Source organism: Pseudaeromonas aegiceratis, assembly GCF_046254905.1.
Classification (GTDB): domain Bacteria; phylum Pseudomonadota; class Gammaproteobacteria; order Enterobacterales; family Aeromonadaceae; genus Pseudaeromonas; species Pseudaeromonas aegiceratis.
In genome coordinates, this window is record NZ_CP158016.1 from 1092656 (window position 1) to 1109310 (window position 16655).

Sequence of the window (16655 nt, forward strand, 5' to 3'; positions counted from 1 at the left end):
GGGGAGCTCCCCCTCCCTAACCTGGAGGGCACAACAGATGGCGTCATTTAGCTGGATCCAGATCGATGCCGTCCGCTATGACTGGGATGGCCAACAGATTGGCTGCCACACCGAAGTCGGCTTTGTCAGTCAGCTGTCAGGATCTCGCCTCGATGGTCTAGAGATTGAGGCGGATGGTCAGATATTGGGTCATCTGGATGTGGATTTTTCTCGGGGCGAACTGCATTTTGAACCTGTCGTGCAAAAGGACGAGGTGCAGGGGGTAACAATCCTCTATGGTCAGGCGGGGAAGGCTGGGCAGCCATTGCTATTGGACGGCGGCGAGGCACAGTTTCCGGGGGATCTGCAGGATTTGCTGGCAGAGGAGTCGGGGCCGCTATTGCTTTGGCAGAGTTTGGCGGCAGAGGATCAACCCAGGGAGTCTGTGAGTCAGACGGAGGTCTTGCTGGCGGAAGATATGCTCAGTGACGCCTCGCCCTGTTTACCCGAGTTGGATTTGTTCCATCATCAGCAGCATATGGCCCAAGATCTGGCCGCCATACTGGATGGTCATGTGGCGCCTGTGGTTCCCTTGCTGGATGATTTGCCGCCAGGGCTCGATTTCTAATCAAGACATCGCAGACGAAAATTGCTCCAGGTTATGGTTGGATTCATGACACCTGTATTAGACTGGTGGTCGTTGCGTGTCCACCCAGCTTGGAGTGACATCCCCCATATGTTCCAATGGCTTGAAATCGAAGGTGTGCGTTACGAATGGGATGGCCAACAGCTGCATTGCCAAGGGCCCGAGGGGCGCTTGTCTCTGGCCTTGCCCATGCTCAGCAACCTGGAGCTGGAGGATGAGGACGGGAGCCTGCTGGGGTATCTCTCGGTAGAGCCAGCCCAGGATCGTATTGTCTTTGAGAGCCTGGTATCGCCCGACGCCTTGCGCGGCCAGCAAATCCTGGTTGGGCGGGCTGACGGGACCCAGTGTTGCTCCCTGGCGGCATTGGCGTCCGAAGCCCTTGGCCATCCTGATGGGACACATGCCGACATGCTGGTCAGTCAAGCCCTGAGTTTGACGACCATGCTGGATGACGTGGAAACGCTGGATGTGTTCTTCGGAGCGCAAAACCCGCTCCCGCTATCCCATCTTTCCCATGCAGTCACATTGACCGCTTGGTCTCCCGAACCCGACAGCCTGCCGCTGTTTGGTGACGAACTTCTGTATCTGTAATCTGATTGCGAGGCAGTGATGAACCACTGGAGCCGTTTGTGTATTGTCCTGTGCCTGTTGACCCTGGGCGCCGGCGCCGCCGAGTTGCAGGCCCCGGCGGGCCCACACCTGATCACCAATGGCGTGGCCGAGATCCGGGTTGAGCCAGATATGGCGACGCTCTCCTTTGCGGTCTCGTTGCGGGAGACCACGACGGTTAAGGTGCGGGAAGGGGTGGATAGCCGGGTCGCCAGCCTGGTGGGCCAGCTGGAAAAGTTTGGCGTGCAGAAGGCGGACATCGATGCCAGTAATCTGCATATTGCCCCGGAATATGATTACCGCAACCAGGAGGGCGGCAAGTTGCTGGGCTACCGTGGAGTACGCGAAGTCAACGTGCGGCTCTATCAGCTCGATCGCATCAGCCAGGTGGTGGATGCCGCCCTGGCGGCCGGCATCAATACCGTTAGCCAGATCCGTTATGGGGTGAGGGACGATAGTCACTATCGGCAGCAGGTGCGAGACCTGGCCATCGCCGATTCTCAGCAGAAGGCCATGAGCCTGGCCAAGGCCTATGAGGCCAAACTGGGCAGCCTGTACGCCCTCTCCTACCAGAACGATGAGCGACCGTCCCCCGTCTTCCTGCAGAAGATGGCGATCAACACGGCCGCCGATGCCCAGGCCAGCTATCTGCCGGAGCCCGTGGTGTTCCGGGATAATGTCGAGGTGATCTACAACTTGGATTGATCCTGAGCCAGCAAGGAGAAAGGCCGCGTATGCGGCCTTTCTTATGGGTGTCACCGATGCGGTTCGGATCTATGAATCGCCCTGAAATTCATCCTTGTATTGATCGCGAATGGCAAGGAACTCATCCAGATTGGCCAGCATCAGGGCCACCAGGCTGGGGTCGAAGTGACGGCCATTCTCTGCCTCGATCAGCTGCAGGATTTTCTCCAGTGGCCAGGCCTTCTTGTAGCAGCGATCCGAGCCCAAGGCGTCAAACACGTCCACGAGGGCGGTGATGCGTCCCTCCAGCGGTATGTCCTCACCCTTGAGCCCGCGGGGATAGCCGCTGCCATCCCATTTCTCATGGTGGTTGAGGGCGATGAGGGCGCCCACCTGGAACATGGGAATGTCGGAACCCCGCAGCATGTCATAGCCGATCTGGGCATGTTGTTTCATCACGCTCCACTCATCTGGCTCCAGCTTGCCGGGCTTGTGCAGTATGGCGTCTGGGATGCCAATCTTGCCGATGTCATGCAGAGGTGAGGCTCGTTTGAGCATCTCGCTCTGTTCCTCGGACAATCCCAGCAAGCGGCCAAACAGCTCGCAGTAGAGGGCAACCCGCTTGACATGCAGGCCGGACTCCCGCGAGCGGGTTTCCACGATTTCACCGATGCGGTAGATGATCTCCCGCTGGTTGTCCGCCAGCAGTTCGTTCAGGCGGATGTTCTCCAGGGCGATGATGATGTTTTCGGTAAACAGATTGAGCAGGTAGGTATCCACCTCGCTCAAGGGCCGGGTGCCCTCAATATGAAACAGGATGCAGTGACGCAGGTTCTTGCAATAGATCACCAGCTCGTTGTCATGATAGACGTTTTTCCGCAATTTCAGCGCTTGCTGAATGATGCTGGAGGGGCAGTTTTCCAGCTCACCGTCCAGATCCGAGATGATGGGGGCCAGGGCCTCGCTGTCGCGGATCTCGTAGGCGGTGCGCTTGAGGCTATAGAGACTGGTTTCTTCCAGTGCCAACAAGGCGTTGAGCTGTTGCAATGCCCCTTCGACGAAGGTGCGCAGCGCCTGCTTTTCGAAGATGCCCTTGGAGGCTTCGATGACCTTTTCCAGCCCCTTGCGGTTGCGATCCAGGGCGCAGATGTCCCGGTAAGAGCGCAGGCTGGCGCGGATCAGGGTGCGCAATTTCTGGGAGGTAAGCTCCGTCTTGTCCTTGTAGTCGTTGATGTCGTAGTTGGCCACCACATCATCTTCCGGCGCCTGTCCCGGCTGGCCGGTGCGCAGCACGATACGCACCCGTCGATTTTCTAGGGTATCGCGTACATAGCGCACCACATCCAGGCCTGAAGAGTCGGTCTCCATCACCACATCCAGCAGGATCAGGGCGACATCGGGTTCGCTCGCCATGATGGCCTGGGCTTCTTCGCCGGAATAGGCATGCAGAAACTCGATGGGTTTATTGTCGAACTGAAATTGGGCGAGGGTGATCTTGGTGATGCGGTGCACTTCGGGCTCATCGTCCACCACCAGCACTTTCCAGCCATCTTTGTGCTCGAGTTGCTGCTCGGTGTCGTCGTCGATGATCAGAATATCGTCATCCATACCCGTCATTCCTACATATTTTTAACAAGATGGCCTGAAGCTAATAGTATCCAATCTGGCGCCGGCTGCAGGGTTGGGATCCCAATTCTGTGCACTGGGGCGAGGATCCATCACGCTTGTTTCTGCAGGGTCGACCAAGGTAGATTGTGGCAGCCGTTGCCGGACATCGCCCATAGCGCATGGTGCGATCTATACAAAAGCATAGTCAAGCTAGCACATTGAATCGCTTAAGGACATCTCATGTACCAATCCCTGATCCACGATGAATTGGCCGAGGCCGCCCGGGTATTGAATGCCTTCATGGGCCAGGCGGAAAATCTGCAGAAGATCGAGCAGGCGGCACGCTTGATCGCCGATTCATTCAAACAGGATGGCAAGGTGCTCTCCTGCGGCAACGGGGGCTCCCATTGTGACGCCATGCATTTTGCCGAGGAGCTGACCGGGCGCTATCGGGAGAATCGGCCCGGCTATGCTGGCATCGCCATCTCGGATCCCTGCCACCTGTCATGTGTGTCGAATGACTTTGGTTATGACCATGTCTTCTCCCGCTATGTGGAGGCGGTGGGGCGCTCTGGCGATGTGCTGCTCGGCATCTCCACCAGCGGCAATTCGGGCAATATCCTGAATGCCATGGCGGCCGCCAAGGCCAAGGGCATGCAGACCATCGCCCTGACCGGCAAGGACGGCGGCAAGATGGCCGGCGTGGCGGATATCGAGATCCGGGTGCCGCACTTTGGCTATGCCGATCGGATCCAGGAGGTGCATATCAAGATCATCCACATCCTGATCCAGCTGATTGAAAAAGAAATGGCCGTCAACTGAGGGATCCGCCATGTGTGAACTGCTGGGCATGAGTGCCAATGTGCCTACCGATATCTGCTTTAGTTTTACCGGCCTGATGCAGCGGGGCGGGCGGACCGGCCCGCACAGCGACGGTTGGGGCATCACCTTCTACGAAGGCCTGGGCTGTCGGACCTTTAAGGATCCCATGCCCAGTGCCCAGTCCCGCATCGCCCGTCTGGTGCAGGAGTATCCCATCAAGAGCCAGGCAGTGGTCAGTCATATTCGTCAGGCCAATCGGGGTGGGGTGTGCCTGGAGAATACCCATCCCTTTACCCGGGAGCTGTGGGGGCGCTACTGGACCTTCGCCCACAATGGTCAGCTGACCGGCTTTGAGACGCTGGACACAGGGCGTTTCGAGCCGGTGGGCAGCACCGACAGCGAGCGGGCGTTTTGCTGGCTGCTGGCCCAGATGGCGACCAAATATCCCAAGCGACCGGCGGATCCCTTGGCGGCCTTTGCCGATATCGCGCGCTGGGCCGGGGAGTTGGCCGGCATGGGGGTCTTCAACATGCTGCTGAGCGATGGCGAGTATGTCTGCAGCTTCTGCAGCACCCAGCTGCACTGGATCACCCGGCGGGCGCCCTTCGGTCAGGCCCAATTGCTGGACGAGGATGTGGCCATCGATTTCCAGCAGGAGACCACCCCCAACGACGTGGTGACCGTGGTGGCGACCCAACCGCTGACCCGGGATGAGGCCTGGCACAAGATGGCGCGGGGTGAATGCAACCTCTTCTTGTGGGGAGAGCGGGTAGCCCAGTCCCAGGTGTCGCTGCCGCCCCTGTCACCGACCTAGCGGTGCAGCCGGGCGCTGTGGCAGGAGCCGGTTGTCTGGTTAGCACGACCATGCGCCGTTAAGCGGTCCAATAAAAAAGGAGCCTGTGAGGCTCCTTTTTAGTTTGGCAGTGCGGTGCTGACGGAACTTACTCGGCCTCACCATCCAGATCGCCCTCATCGGCCTCGCTGGCGTAACCGGCGGCGGGCAGGGGCTGTTGGTCCAGCCAGGCTTGCCCGTCACGCAGGGCCAGCCGACCGCAGCAGAACCAGTTGACCACCAACGGATAGATGCAATGCTCCTGGGTCTGCACCCGCTCGGCCAGGATCTCGGCATCGTCTTCGGCAAACACCGGCACCTTGGCCTGCAGGATCACGGGGCCGCCATCCAGCTCCTCGGTGACGAAGTGCACGCTGGTGCCGTGCTCGGCATCGCCCGCCGCCAGTGCCCGCTGATGGGTGTTCATCCCCTGATACTTGGGTAGCAAGGAGGGGTGAATGTTCAGCATGTGACCGGCAAAGCGCTGTACGAATTCGGGCGTCAGTATGCGCATGAAGCCGGCCATGACGATGAGCTCGGCGCCCAGGGCCTCAATGACATCGCCCAGGGCGATGTCATAGGCTGCGCGGTCGGCATAGTCCTGAGCTGGGATCACCCGGGTGGCGATACCGGCTTCGCTGGCGCGCTGCAGGCCATAGGCATCGGCCCGATTGCTGATCACGGCGGCGATCTCCCCCCGCAGACGCCCGGCCTGTTGGGCATCGATCAGCGCCTGCAGGTTGGAGCCGTTGCCCGAGATCAGGACAACCAGTTTCATCACAGGATCTCGACCTGGGCTTCGCCTGCGGCGGCGGTGGCGATCTCACCCAGCAACCAGGCATCCAGCCCCTCTTGTTGCAGCAGGGTCAGGGCCTGCTCCACCTGAGCCTTGGGCAGGGCGATGACCATGCCGACGCCACAGTTGAAGGTGCGGTACATCTCGTAGGTGTCCACGTTGCCATGCTCCTGCAACCAGGAGAAGACGGCGGGCCATTGCCAGCTGCTGCTCTGCACCACGGCCTTGGTGTTGGCCGGCAGCACGCGGGGAATGTTTTCCCAGAAGCCACCGCCGGTGATATGGGACAGGGCGTGGATCTCGCACGCCTTGATCAGCTTGAGCACCGGCTTGACGTAGATGCGGGTGGGTTCCAGCAGCGCATTGGCCAGGGTGGTCTCCCCCAGGGGCTGGTTTACGTCGGCCTTGGAGACTTCCAGGATCTTGCGGATCAGGGAGAAACCGTTGGAGTGGGGGCCGGAGGAGGCCAGGGCAATCAGGGCATCCCCAGCCTGCACCTGGCTGCCGTCGATAATGTCGTCAGCTTCAACGACACCGACACAAAACCCTGCCATGTCGTAATCGTCACCCTCGTACATGCCGGGCATTTCCGCAGTTTCGCCGCCGATCAGGGCGCAGCCGGACTGCTCACAGCCGGCGCCGATGCCGGTGACCACTTCCGCAGCCGTGTCCACGTCCAGCTTGCCGGTGGCATAGTAGTCGAGGAAGAACAGGGGCTCGGCACCCTGCACTATGAGATCGTTCACGCACATGGCCACCAGATCGATGCCGACGGTATCGTGCTTCTTCAGGTCGATGGCCAGTCGCAGCTTGGTACCAACCCCGTCGGTGCCGGAGACCAGCACGGGTTCACGATAGCCGGCGGGGATACGGCACAGCGCACCGAAACCGCCCAGGCCGCCAATGACTTCAGGACGACGGGTGCGCTTGGACACACCCTTGATACGTTCTACCAGTGCATTCCCTGCATCAATATCAACGCCAGCATCCTTGTAGCTCAATGAAGTCTTGTCAGTCACAGGAGATCCTTGTCTAGAGAGGGGGGATAAAAAACGGGCATATTCTACCAGTCCTTACCGCCGGGATAAAAAGAAATCGTTTGCCCATTTTTCGGATAAAGCCCTCCACAGCGGCCGGCTATAAATGATAAAATTCTGCAGTTTTGCATGTTGCGGAGAAGAGAATCATGAAGGTCGTCGAAGTCAAACATCCCCTGGTCAAGCACAAACTGGGTCTGATGCGGGAGGGTGATATCAGCACCAAACGCTTTCGCGAATTGGCCAAAGAGGTGGGTAGCTTGCTGACCTACGAAGCCACCGCTGACTTCGAGACCGAAAAGGTGACCATCGATGGCTGGGATGGCCCGGTGGAAGTGGATCAGATCAAGGGCAAGAAGGTCACCGTGGTGCCCATACTGCGGGCCGGCCTCGGCATGATGGATGGTGTGCTGGAGCACATGCCCAGCGCCCGGGTCAGCGTGGTGGGGATCTACCGCGACGAGGAGACCCTGAAGCCGGTGCCCTACTTCGAGAAGATCGTCAGCAACATCGAGGAGCGCCTGGCCCTGGTGGTGGATCCCATGCTGGCCACCGGTGGCTCCATGATCGCCACCATCGACCTGCTGAAGAAAAAAGGTTGCCGTGCCATCAAGGTCATCGTCCTGGTGGCGGCGCCCGAGGGGCTGGCCGCCCTGCAGGCCGCCCATGATGATGTGGAGCTCTATTGCGCCGCCATCGACTCCCATCTCAACAGCAAGGGCTACATAGTCCCTGGGCTCGGGGATGCCGGGGACAAGATTTTCGGCACCAAATAATCCAATCAGCCAGATTCTGAGAAAAAAGCCGGTTCGCCGGCTTTTTTTGATCCGCCAGCCCAAGGGAGTGCCTTGCCGGGCTTGTAGCGAAAACGCTATGATTCGACAACGATTTTATCTGGAATGCCCGCCATGAACCGGATCCTTGTACTGCTCCTGAGCCTGCTTTCCTTTACCGTTTTGGCCAACGATGCCCTCTATCGAGTCCAGGTGCCCGCCCAGGGCGTCCCCTTGCTGGATGCCCAGCGCCAGGCCCTGGGGCAGGTGATCACCCGCCTGAGCGGCCTGCAGGATCCCTTGTCTGCGCCCGCCCTGGCCGCCCCCTTGCAAGCGGGGCTGGCGGATCTCATCCAGGAGTACAGTTACCAGGAGGGGACGGCGGGCCGTGAGATGGACGTGTTGTTCAAGCCTGATGCGGTGAAGCAACTGCTGGCCCAGGCCAAGCTGCCGGTGTGGGAGTCGCCCCGCCCCAAGGTGCTGTTCTGGCTGGTGAATGACGACCGCCTGCTGCCGGATGAAGATAAGGCGGGCTGGTCTGCTCGCTTTGCGCTGCAGGGACAGCGCTGGGCGATCCCGGTGCGCTTCCCCTTGATGGATCTGGATGACATCGAATTGGCCAAGCCGGAGCTGGTGACCCAAGGCATGCTGGCGCCGCTGCTCAAGGCCAGTGGCCGCTACGAGGCCGATGCCCTGGTGCTGGGCCGGCTGTACCAGAAGGATGATATCTGGTGGCTGGATTGGACCCTGCACACCACGGTGAACAAGGGCACCGCCCTGGGCAGCGGCCGGGCCAAGGGCGACCCGGAGACCCTGGTGAATCAGATGATGAGCGGTCTGCTGGCCTACTTCGTGGATACCTATGGGCAGGGTGCCAGTGCCCCCGCTGCCGTGAGTGACGAGCAGACGGCCCTGACGCCGGGCGATGGCAGCCAGATCCAACTGGTGGTGGATGGCCTCAATCAGCTGGCCGATCTGCTGGCGGCCCGCAGCGCCCTGGAGGCCACCCAGGCGCTACAGGGACTCAACGTCGCCAGCATGGCCGGAGACAGCGTCACCTTCAGTGCCAGTCTGGCTGGCGACGCTGGCAAGCTGAGGGATGCCCTGCGCCTGGATCACCGCTTCATGCCGGTGGCGGATCCCAACCAGCCGTTCCACTATCAGTGGCAAGGCCAGTGAGGTCGGCGGGATGAGCGAATACCACCCGGCCCAACTCTCCCTGGCGGTGCAGCTGCCGGATGATGAGACCTTTGCCAGTTTCTACCCCGGCGAGAATGCTCAGCTGATCACCACCTTGAAAAATGCCGCCATCGGCCAGGGGGCACCGCTGCTGTTTTTCTGGGGCGCCAGCGGTTCGGGGCGCAGCCATCTGCTGCATGCCACCTGTGCCGAGGTCAACGCCACCGGCGAGGCGGCGCTGTACATACCGCTGGAGCAGCACGAGCGCTTCGATCCCAGGATATTGGAGGAGATGGAGCAGCTGCCGCTGGTGTGTCTGGATAACCTGGATGCCATTGCCGGCCATCGGTTGTGGGAGGAGTCGCTGTTTGATTTCTTCAACCGCTGGAAGGAGAACAACCGGGGCTCCTTGATCGTCACCGCGGCCACGGCGCCACGCAAGCTGGGGCTCTGTCTGCCGGATCTGGCCTCACGCCTGGATTGGGGGCTGGCCTTTCAGCTGCACGAGCTGGATGACGAGGGCAAACTGGGGGCCCTGCAGCTGCGTGCCGCGCTGCGCGGGCTCAAGCTGCCGGTGGACGCCGGCCGCTTCCTGCTCAATCGCCTGTCCCGGGACATGCGCACCCTGCTGCAGTGCCTGGACGAGCTGGACAAGGCCTCGTTGCACGCCAAGCGCAAACTCACCATTCCCTTCATCAAGGAAATCCTCGGCCTGTAACGCACGATGGCCCGGAAGGGCCATCGATATTGCGTGTCAGAGGATCTCCAGCACCTGCTCCGGCGGGCGCCCCAGCCGAGCCTGCTCGCCGTTGACCACCAGGGGCCGCTCCAGCAAGGCCGGATGGGCAACCAGCTGAGCCAGCAGCTGCGCCTCGTCTACCGCCGGATCCTGCAGTCCCAGCTCCTTGAACAGCTCATCCTTGCTGCGCATCATCTGCCGGAACGAGGAGAAGCCCAGCTTTTGCTTGAGGCGCATGAGCTCATCGGCGCTGGGCGGCGTGGTCAGGTAGGGGATCACTGTGGGGGTCAGGCCTCTGGCTTCCAGCAGGGCGAGGGTTTCCCGGCTCTTGGAGCAGCGCGGGTTGTGATAGATGGTCAGCATGAGGCCTCCTGGCTTTAAGTTAACGCTTTAAGGTGTCATCCAGTTGCTTGGCCGCTTGCAACTGGGCGATGCGGGCATCGATGCGGGCCTGCATCATCTTGTCATCGGTGGAGGCCCGGGCTGTGTTGAGATCGTCGGTGGCCTTCTGATAGTCGCTGCGCAGGGCAAAGTATTCGGCCCGGGCGCTAAACAGCTGGGCACGATTGCCGGTCTGCTGGGCGGCATCCGCCAGCATGCGCCAGGCCAGATCATTTTCGGTGTGGGTCCGGGTGAAGCGCTCCAGCAACTGCTCGGCCTCGCCGGCCCGGCCCGCTTCCATGAAGGCACTGGCCAGGTTGAACACCACCACCTCGTTGTCCGGCATGTCGGCCAGCCGTTTCTGCAGCCGGTTGATGGCGCTGTCGTAATGCTTGTTGGCCACGTCCAGATCGGTCAGGGAGTCGAGGATGAAGAGATCATCCGGATAGCGGCGGCTGAGTTCGGCCAACAGGCTGGCGGCCTCGTCCGGCTTGCCCTGGGTCAGGCGGATCAGCGCCTGGCCATAGCGGGCGGCCATCTGCTGCTGGGTGCCGGGCTGGGTCAGCCGCTTGCTGTAGTCGGTGTAGAGGCCGTCGAGGTTCAGCTTGCTGTAGCGCACCTGGATGCGGGACTTGGCGAAATAGAAGTCGATGTTGTCCGCCTCGGTGCGGGGCGGGTAGTTGCTGGCCCGGTTGCGGGCCTCGGCGATCCGGGTCTGGGGCAGGGGGTGGGTCAACAGCATCTCGGGCACCTTGCTGTCATAGCGGCTCTGGGCCGCCAGTTTCTCGAAGAAGGTGCCCATGCCCTTGGGATCGAAGCCGGCGTTGTACAACAGACCCATGCCGATGCGGTCGGCTTCGAATTCGTTGTCCCGGGTATAGTTGATGGCACTTTGCATCTGAATGCCCAGGGTGGCCTGCATGGCGGCCATGCCGGCGGTGGGATTGATGATGGCCAGGGCGATGGAGCCCGCCAGTCCCGCCAGGGTCATGGGGGTGGAGCGGGTCTGGGCTTCCATGTAGCGGGCGATGTGCCGCTGGGTCACGTGGGAGATTTCGTGGGCCAGGACGCCGGCCAGCTCACTTTCGTTGTCGGCATAGAGGAACAGGCCTGTGTGTACCTTGACCCGCCCGCCCAGGAAGGCGGCGGCGTTGATGCTGTTGTCCCGCACCAGGAAGAAGGTGAAGGGAAAACGGACATCGTTGGCCTGGCTCACCAGCCGTTGTCCCAGACCGCTGATGTATTCGCTGAGCACGGGATCATCCACGATGGGCAGGCTGGCCCGGGCGAAGCGCATGAAGGCCTCGCCGTAGAGGCGCTCCTGATCGATGGAGAGGGCACTGACCCCGGCGGTGCCGATGTCGGGCAGCTGATTGTCGGACCAGACCTGGCCCTGGGTCATGAGCAAACCGGCAAGCAGACCGGCTTGCAGCAGGCGGCGGGTAATGGACAAGGCAACTCCTGATAATCCGTGGTGAGCGAGGGCAGCATACTCCGGCGCTTTGTGTCATCTCAAGCCTTGTTTGACCGGCGTGCTTGGCAATAATTTCCTTATGTCACTGACAGATGCGGCGCGGCCGGCGGTGGACAGGCTGTCCACGGACCGGCGACAAGGGTACACTCGGCGGGCACCAGATGGCTGGCTGGGTGTGATGGCCGGGATCTGACATCGGATTAACCTGATTTACCCGCAAGCGCGGGCCTAGGGCCTTTTATGCTGAATATGCTGGTTGAGTGGTACAAGCGCAGCTTCGCCGACCCGGATGCCGTGACCCTGTTCTTGCTGCTGCTGGGCGGTTTTTTGCTCATCTACTTCTTCGGGGATCTGCTGGCCCCCGGCCTGGCAGCCCTGGTGATCGCCTATTTGCTGGAGTGGCCCGTGGTGCGCATGATGCGTCTGGGCTGCTCCCGCAGCGTGGCGGCCTCCCTGGTGTCCATTCTGTTTATCGGCCTGATGATGCTGTTGCTGGTGGGGATCCTGCCCACCATGTTCCGCCAGGGCATCAATCTGGCCAAGGAGGCGCCCACCATGCTGGCCAACGCCACCGAGTACCTCAAGCGGTTGCCGGAGTCCTACCCGGATCTGGTGGATGTCACCCTGGTGGAGAGCCTGATCAGCACACTGCAGGCGCGGTTGCTGAAGACAGGGGAACTGCTGGTGTCCGCCTCCCTTAGCTCCTTGGTGAACGTGGCCATGGTGCTGGTATACGCCATCCTGGTGCCCCTGCTGGTGTTCTTCATGTTGAAGGACAAGCAGCAACTGCTGGCCACCGTCAGCCGCTTCCTGCCCCTCAACCGGGCCCTCATCACCCGGGTGTGGGGGGAGATGAACCAGCAGATCGTCAACTACATCCGCGGCAAGGTGATCCACATCATGGTGGTGAGCCTGGTGAACTATGTGGTATTTGCCCTGATGGGCATCAATTACGCCCTGCTGCTGGGGGTTGGGGTGGGATTATCCGTGCTGATCCCCTATGTGGGGGCCGTGGTCATCACCGTGCCTGTGGTGGTGGTGGGGCTATTCCAATGGGGCTGGTCGGCGGACTTTGCCTATCTGATGCTGGCCTACCTGGTGGTGCAGGGGCTGGATGCCAACCTGCTGGTGCCCCTGCTGTTCTCCGAGGCCATGAACCTGCATCCCATCGCCATCATACTGGCGGTGCTGATCTTCGGCGGCCTGTGGGGCTTCTGGGGGGTCTTCTTCGCCATTCCGCTGGCCACCCTGGTCAAGGCGGTGATCAATGCCTGGCCTCGCCATGGCAATCTGCCGGCCCAGCAGGAGTAGGGCCGGCAAGCCTATGGCGGTTTAGTACAGCAGGGAGTAGAGCTTGCGGCGGTAGGCGGAGGCCTCAGGCGCGCCGTTCATGCTGGCCAGGATGTCGAGGAAGATCTTCTTGGTATCGCCGCCATTGAGATCCTGCTTTAACAGCGGGAACAAGAGTTCCAGCGCCTCGATCTGACGGCCAGCCTGGCTGTATTGCACCGCCAGTTCCTCCTTCAGCGTGCGGTTGTCCGGTTCCAGGGTCAGCCGCTGCTCCAGGGCCTGAATTTCCGGGCTCTCCGCCGCCTGCTCCGCCAGCTCCAGTGCCGATACCAGCCGCTGATAATCCGAGTCCTGATCCACCATGGGGATCTGGCCCAGCCAGCTGCGGCACTGCTCCAGCTGTTTGCTGCCCAGGGTGGCCTCTGCCAGGGCCAGCTTGATGTCACTGCGCTCCGGCGCCTCCTGATTGGCCAGCACCAGCAGCTTGAGGGCCGCATGGTACTGTTGCTGCGCCAGCTGGCTGCGGGCCTCGTCGAGCCAGAGATCGGCCTGACTGGGCAGGAAGGCTTGCAGCAGGTGGCGGATGGCCTCTTCGGGTTGGGGTCCCTGCAGGGCATCCACCGGTCGGCCACCCTGGAAGATCACCAGCGCCGGCAGGGCCTGCAGGCCCATCTGCACGGCCAGACCCTGCAGCTGCGGGTTGGCGACGTCCACCCGGGCCAGCGTCAGATGCGGATTGGCGGGGCCGATCAGTTGCTCCAGCAACTGACCCATGGGGCGGCAGTCGGGGAGTTCATCGGCATAGAAGAAAACGGCGACCGGCTGGTTAAGGGAGGCCTCGATAAGGGCGTTGCGAAAATTCTCGGGGGTGATGTCAACGATCATGGGTATGCCACTTTATGTTGGTCGATGGGCTCACTATGGGGTCCCATCGGTTACCTTTCAAGGGGTGAGTCGCTGGGGTGTCAGCGCCGGCAGCGCTGTGGCGCCCTGACTGGCCAGGGCCAGATGGAGGCCGTCGAGCCGCCAGTTGGCCAGCCGATACTCCTGTGTATCCAAGTGATTCTCAAGTAGCCGTGGCGGCTGGCCCTGTACCACAAAGCGGTCCAGCCCGGCTTGCAGACCGCCGCCATGGGCCTTGAGCACCGCCTCCTTGAGACACCAGAGATCCCAAAATGCCGCGGCCAGCGTGTCGGCCGGCAAGCTGGCCAGGTAGGCGTATTCGGCCTGCGCAAAGAAGCGGCGTGCGATGGCCAGGGGCTGGCGTGGGGGGCGGTCGGCTTCGACATCCACTCCCAGTGGGTGAGGTCCCACGGCGATGGCCAGCCAATCACCACTGTGGCTGAGGTTGAAGTGCAGATTCCCTTCCGCCAATTCGGGACGGCCATGAACCCCCTGGACGATCCGCAGTTGGGATGGCTGACGGTCAAGCCGGCTCGCCAGCCGTTGGCGCAGCAGATAACGACTGAGGGCATAGCTGCGTTGTCGCGTCGGATTGGAAAACCCCTGGCAGCGGCACCGCTCTTCGTCTGCTAGCGCCGCAAGTAACTGTGCCTGGGGCACCGACTGCCACTGGCTGAAGCGACACAGGTAGAGGCGAATGTCGGCGCTGGTCGGCATCAGGGCTCCGTGGTAAAGCGCCTGAGCAGATTCATCACGCTCACCAGCATGGCCATGTTGGGCTTGGCATCGTCCTGCGGCCGGTAGCGCAGCTTATCCCGGATGCTGAAATCGCCCTGACGGCTGAATTCGGTGATGCTGTCGGCATCGTAGACCACATAGTGATGGGCGTTGCCCAGCAAGGACCAGCTGGGGCGCTCCGTGTTAAACAGATCGGTACCGATGCTGTAATCGAGGGGATCGGAGGAGACGCCCAGTAACTGGCTGAGCAGGGTCGGCACCAGATCCAGGTGGCGGGTGGGGTAGTCGATCTGGCTGGCGGGCTTACCCGGCCAGGCGATCACCAAGGGGACCTGGAGCTGAAGGGGGGCATAGCGTTGTCCGGCACCCCAGATGGCCGCATGGGTATCGCCCAGCTCGACGCCGTGATCCGAGGTGATCACCACTACTGTGTTGTTGCCCAGCCCCTGACTGGCGAGCTGATCAAATAGCTCGCCCAGCAGTTGGTCGGTATAGAAGACGGCGTTCTTGTAATGATTGCGCAGTCCATTGGCCGCCTCTTCATCCTGAGGACGCGACAGATTCGGTTGTGTGAGTTCCGGCTGGTAGGGGCCACTAAACTGCTCGGGCAGGGACAGGCTATGGGGGGTATCCAGCTCGAGGTAGGAGAACCAGGGGCGCGGCCCGGTTTGTCTGGCCAACCAGTCCCGCCACTGCTGCAGGGTTTGGCGGTCGGACTGACGCGTGGCGGGACTGCGTTCATTGGCGTCCAGGCGTAAACCGGCGAACAGGGTGTGCTGATACGCCCCTAGCTCCAGGTTACTGCTGGTGAAGGCCGAAAACAGGTAGTCCTGCCGCTGCAACTCATCCAGCAGTACCGGCGGGATGCGCTCCTGGGCAAACAGCGGCTGATATTGGCCGGGCAAGCCGTAAAACAGGCTAAACAGGCTGGTGGCGGTCTGGTTGTCCCCCGCCAGGTGATTGGTGAAGCTTTGATGCAGGCTGGCATAACGTGCCAGGTTAGGCATATCGATGTTGTTGAGTTGATCGGCCCGCAGATCCCGCACCACTAACAGCAGCAGATTGTCATGGTGTTGGGGCACGGTTACCTCAAGGGGCGCTCTTGGATAACGTACCGACTGATGGGTGCTGACATCTGACATCTTTTCCTGGGCTTGGCGGTAGGCTTCCATATCGAGCCAGCCATGCTTGGCCAGGAAAGAGCGGGCCGTCATGGGGTAGGAGAGGGGAAAGTTGGCCTTCTGTTCGGTAATGGGGGTGTACAGATTGGCGTCTGCCCAGATATGGGTCAGGTGATTGAGTAGGAAACAGATGACAAACAGACTTGCCAGGCTCTTGCCCAATTGTCTGGGGCGTCGGCGGAACTGCATTTTCCAGCCGTAATAGGACAGGAGCAATTCGGCACAGAAAAACAGGGGTACGCAGACAAATAGCAGGCTCCAATTCAGTTCTGATTTCGATTGTGCCTGGCGGAACAGTATCTCCCAAATCACCGGATTGATATGGAATTTAAACTCTTTGTAAATTTGTGTATCAATCAGTAGCAGTGTCATCACGGCAGTCGCGATGAATACGGCACTCAATCGCAACCAGCGCTGATTGCAGATCAGAAAACTCATTGGAAACAGCGTCAGCAAAAAGATGAGAAAGCCGATGAATCCAAAATGGCCGATCCAACTCACCAACAAATAGGCCACACCGAGTCCGGTTTCCGGCCAGGGATTGGCGAAGATGTAACGCGACGCTATGGTCAACGCCAGCAGTATGTTGAAAAAGGTAAACCAATGTCCCCAACTGATCAGGCGGGAGAGGCTGTCGCGGCGGATGTTACCAAAGCTGACCATAGGCGTGTCTGTCGTTCGACTGGGTGAAAATTAGTGAGAAGCCGGCTTCACTGAGTCCGTCAAGGCGGCGGCAAAGCTCTTGGCCAGGGCGGCCGCCTGATTGGGGGCGACCTGGCTCTGCAGTATGTGCGTGGTCAGGTTACCCAAGGCCAGCAGGCTGAGATCCACCGGGCACTGATGCTTCACCAGCACCATCTGCAGCTCCTGCATGATGGTTTCGACTTGCTGGTTCTTATATTTAGATACCATGGGCATGATGTAGGGATCTCCTGTATGCAAAGGGGTATATACTACGCCATCCAGATCACTAACTCTATCCGT

18 protein-coding genes are annotated in these 16655 nt (G+C 60.8%); 9 read left to right on the top strand and 9 right to left on the bottom strand.

Going from position 1 to position 16655, the window contains the following annotated elements; all coding sequences use genetic code 11:
• The first annotated feature begins 37 nt into the window (after nt 1–37).
• The 3 genes from ABHF91_RS05205 (at nt 38) to ABHF91_RS05215 (ending at nt 1939) form a co-directional block, all read left to right on the top strand.
• Nucleotides 38–607, top strand: a complete 570-nt coding sequence (locus tag ABHF91_RS05205; RefSeq protein WP_409422408.1) for a hypothetical protein — start codon at nt 38–40, stop codon at nt 605–607.
• A 108-nt stretch (nt 608–715) separates the two neighbouring features.
• The gene (locus tag ABHF91_RS05210) at nt 716–1216 is read left to right on the top strand and encodes a hypothetical protein (RefSeq protein WP_409422409.1); all 501 of its coding nucleotides are present in this window, start codon (nt 716–718) and stop codon (nt 1214–1216) included.
• Nucleotides 1217–1234: 18 nt separating this feature from the next.
• Nucleotides 1235–1939, top strand: coding sequence for an SIMPL domain-containing protein (locus ABHF91_RS05215; protein ID WP_409422410.1), 705 nt, complete (start codon nt 1235–1237; stop codon nt 1937–1939).
• 69 nt (nt 1940–2008) lie between these two features.
• Here the strand turns inward: ABHF91_RS05215 and ABHF91_RS05220 are convergent, their stop codons facing one another.
• Nucleotides 2009–3526 carry an HD domain-containing phosphohydrolase gene (locus ABHF91_RS05220; RefSeq protein WP_409422411.1) on the bottom strand — a complete coding sequence of 506 codons (1518 nt, stop codon included), beginning with the start codon at nt 3524–3526 and terminating at the stop codon, nt 2009–2011.
• A gap of 240 nt (nt 3527–3766) precedes the next feature.
• Here ABHF91_RS05220 and lpcA point away from each other — a divergent pair, with 240 nt between their 5' ends.
• Complete coding sequence (gene lpcA / locus ABHF91_RS05225; protein ID WP_409422412.1) at nt 3767–4348, top strand: D-sedoheptulose 7-phosphate isomerase; 582 nt, start codon at nt 3767–3769, stop codon at nt 4346–4348.
• 10 nt (nt 4349–4358) lie between these two features.
• Entirely contained in the window at nt 4359–5162 is an 804-nt protein-coding gene (locus ABHF91_RS05230) for a class II glutamine amidotransferase (protein ID WP_409422413.1), read from the top strand.
• Between the two features lie 127 nt (nt 5163–5289).
• Here ABHF91_RS05230 and purN read toward each other — a convergent pair whose 3' ends face one another.
• Both purN and purM read right to left on the bottom strand, forming a co-directional pair.
• Nucleotides 5290–5961, bottom strand: a complete 672-nt coding sequence (purN, locus tag ABHF91_RS05235; RefSeq protein ID WP_409422414.1) for a phosphoribosylglycinamide formyltransferase — start codon at nt 5959–5961, stop codon at nt 5290–5292.
• Nucleotides 5958–6995, bottom strand: coding sequence for a phosphoribosylformylglycinamidine cyclo-ligase (gene purM, locus ABHF91_RS05240; RefSeq protein ID WP_409422415.1), 1038 nt, complete (start codon nt 6993–6995; stop codon nt 5958–5960). The genes purN and purM overlap by 4 nt, the downstream gene beginning before the upstream one ends.
• A 167-nt stretch (nt 6996–7162) precedes the next feature.
• Between purM and upp the strand changes: the two genes are divergently transcribed.
• The 3 genes from upp to hda all read left to right on the top strand — a co-directional run bounded on the left by upp (nt 7163) and on the right by hda (nt 9683).
• The gene (gene upp, locus ABHF91_RS05245; protein WP_409422416.1) at nt 7163–7789 is read left to right on the top strand and encodes a uracil phosphoribosyltransferase; all 627 of its coding nucleotides are present in this window, start codon (nt 7163–7165) and stop codon (nt 7787–7789) included.
• Between the two features lie 132 nt (nt 7790–7921).
• Nucleotides 7922–8965: a DUF2066 domain-containing protein gene (locus ABHF91_RS05250; RefSeq protein WP_409422417.1), complete on the top strand. Its 1044-nt coding sequence runs from the start codon at nt 7922–7924 to the stop codon at nt 8963–8965.
• Nucleotides 8966–8975: 10 nt separating this feature from the next.
• The gene (gene hda, locus ABHF91_RS05255) at nt 8976–9683 is read left to right on the top strand and encodes a DnaA inactivator Hda (RefSeq protein WP_409422418.1); all 708 of its coding nucleotides are present in this window, start codon (nt 8976–8978) and stop codon (nt 9681–9683) included.
• 36 nt (nt 9684–9719) lie between these two features.
• On the opposite strand, the gene arsC is transcribed toward hda, so the two are convergent.
• Nucleotides 9720–10067, bottom strand: a complete 348-nt coding sequence (arsC, locus tag ABHF91_RS05260) for an arsenate reductase (glutaredoxin) (RefSeq protein WP_409422419.1) — start codon at nt 10065–10067, stop codon at nt 9720–9722.
• A gap of 19 nt (nt 10068–10086) precedes the next feature.
• Nucleotides 10087–11538 (bottom strand): M48 family metalloprotease, encoded by a 1452-nt coding sequence (locus ABHF91_RS05265; protein WP_409422420.1) that lies wholly within the window; start codon nt 11536–11538, stop codon nt 10087–10089.
• Between the two features lie 261 nt (nt 11539–11799).
• On the opposite strand from ABHF91_RS05265, the gene ABHF91_RS05270 reads away from it, so the two are divergent.
• Nucleotides 11800–12870, top strand: a complete 1071-nt coding sequence (locus ABHF91_RS05270) for an AI-2E family transporter (protein WP_409422421.1) — start codon at nt 11800–11802, stop codon at nt 12868–12870.
• A gap of 21 nt (nt 12871–12891) precedes the next feature.
• On the opposite strand, the gene ABHF91_RS05275 is transcribed toward ABHF91_RS05270, so the two are convergent.
• The 4 genes from ABHF91_RS05275 to ABHF91_RS05290 are packed head-to-tail and all read right to left on the bottom strand — an operon-like array spanning nt 12892 to nt 16589.
• Complete coding sequence (locus ABHF91_RS05275) at nt 12892–13734, bottom strand: tetratricopeptide repeat protein (RefSeq protein WP_409422422.1); 843 nt, start codon at nt 13732–13734, stop codon at nt 12892–12894.
• A 57-nt stretch (nt 13735–13791) separates the two neighbouring features.
• Nucleotides 13792–14469 carry a 4'-phosphopantetheinyl transferase family protein gene (locus tag ABHF91_RS05280; RefSeq protein ID WP_409422423.1) on the bottom strand — a complete coding sequence of 226 codons (678 nt, stop codon included), beginning with the start codon at nt 14467–14469 and terminating at the stop codon, nt 13792–13794.
• Entirely contained in the window at nt 14469–16334 is a 1866-nt protein-coding gene (locus ABHF91_RS05285; protein ID WP_409422424.1) for a DUF3413 domain-containing protein, read from the bottom strand. Before ABHF91_RS05285 ends, ABHF91_RS05280 begins: the two co-directional genes overlap by 1 nt.
• A gap of 30 nt (nt 16335–16364) precedes the next feature.
• Entirely contained in the window at nt 16365–16589 is a 225-nt protein-coding gene (locus ABHF91_RS05290; protein WP_409422425.1) for a DUF1414 domain-containing protein, read from the bottom strand.
• Between the last annotated feature and the right edge of the window lie 66 nt (nt 16590–16655).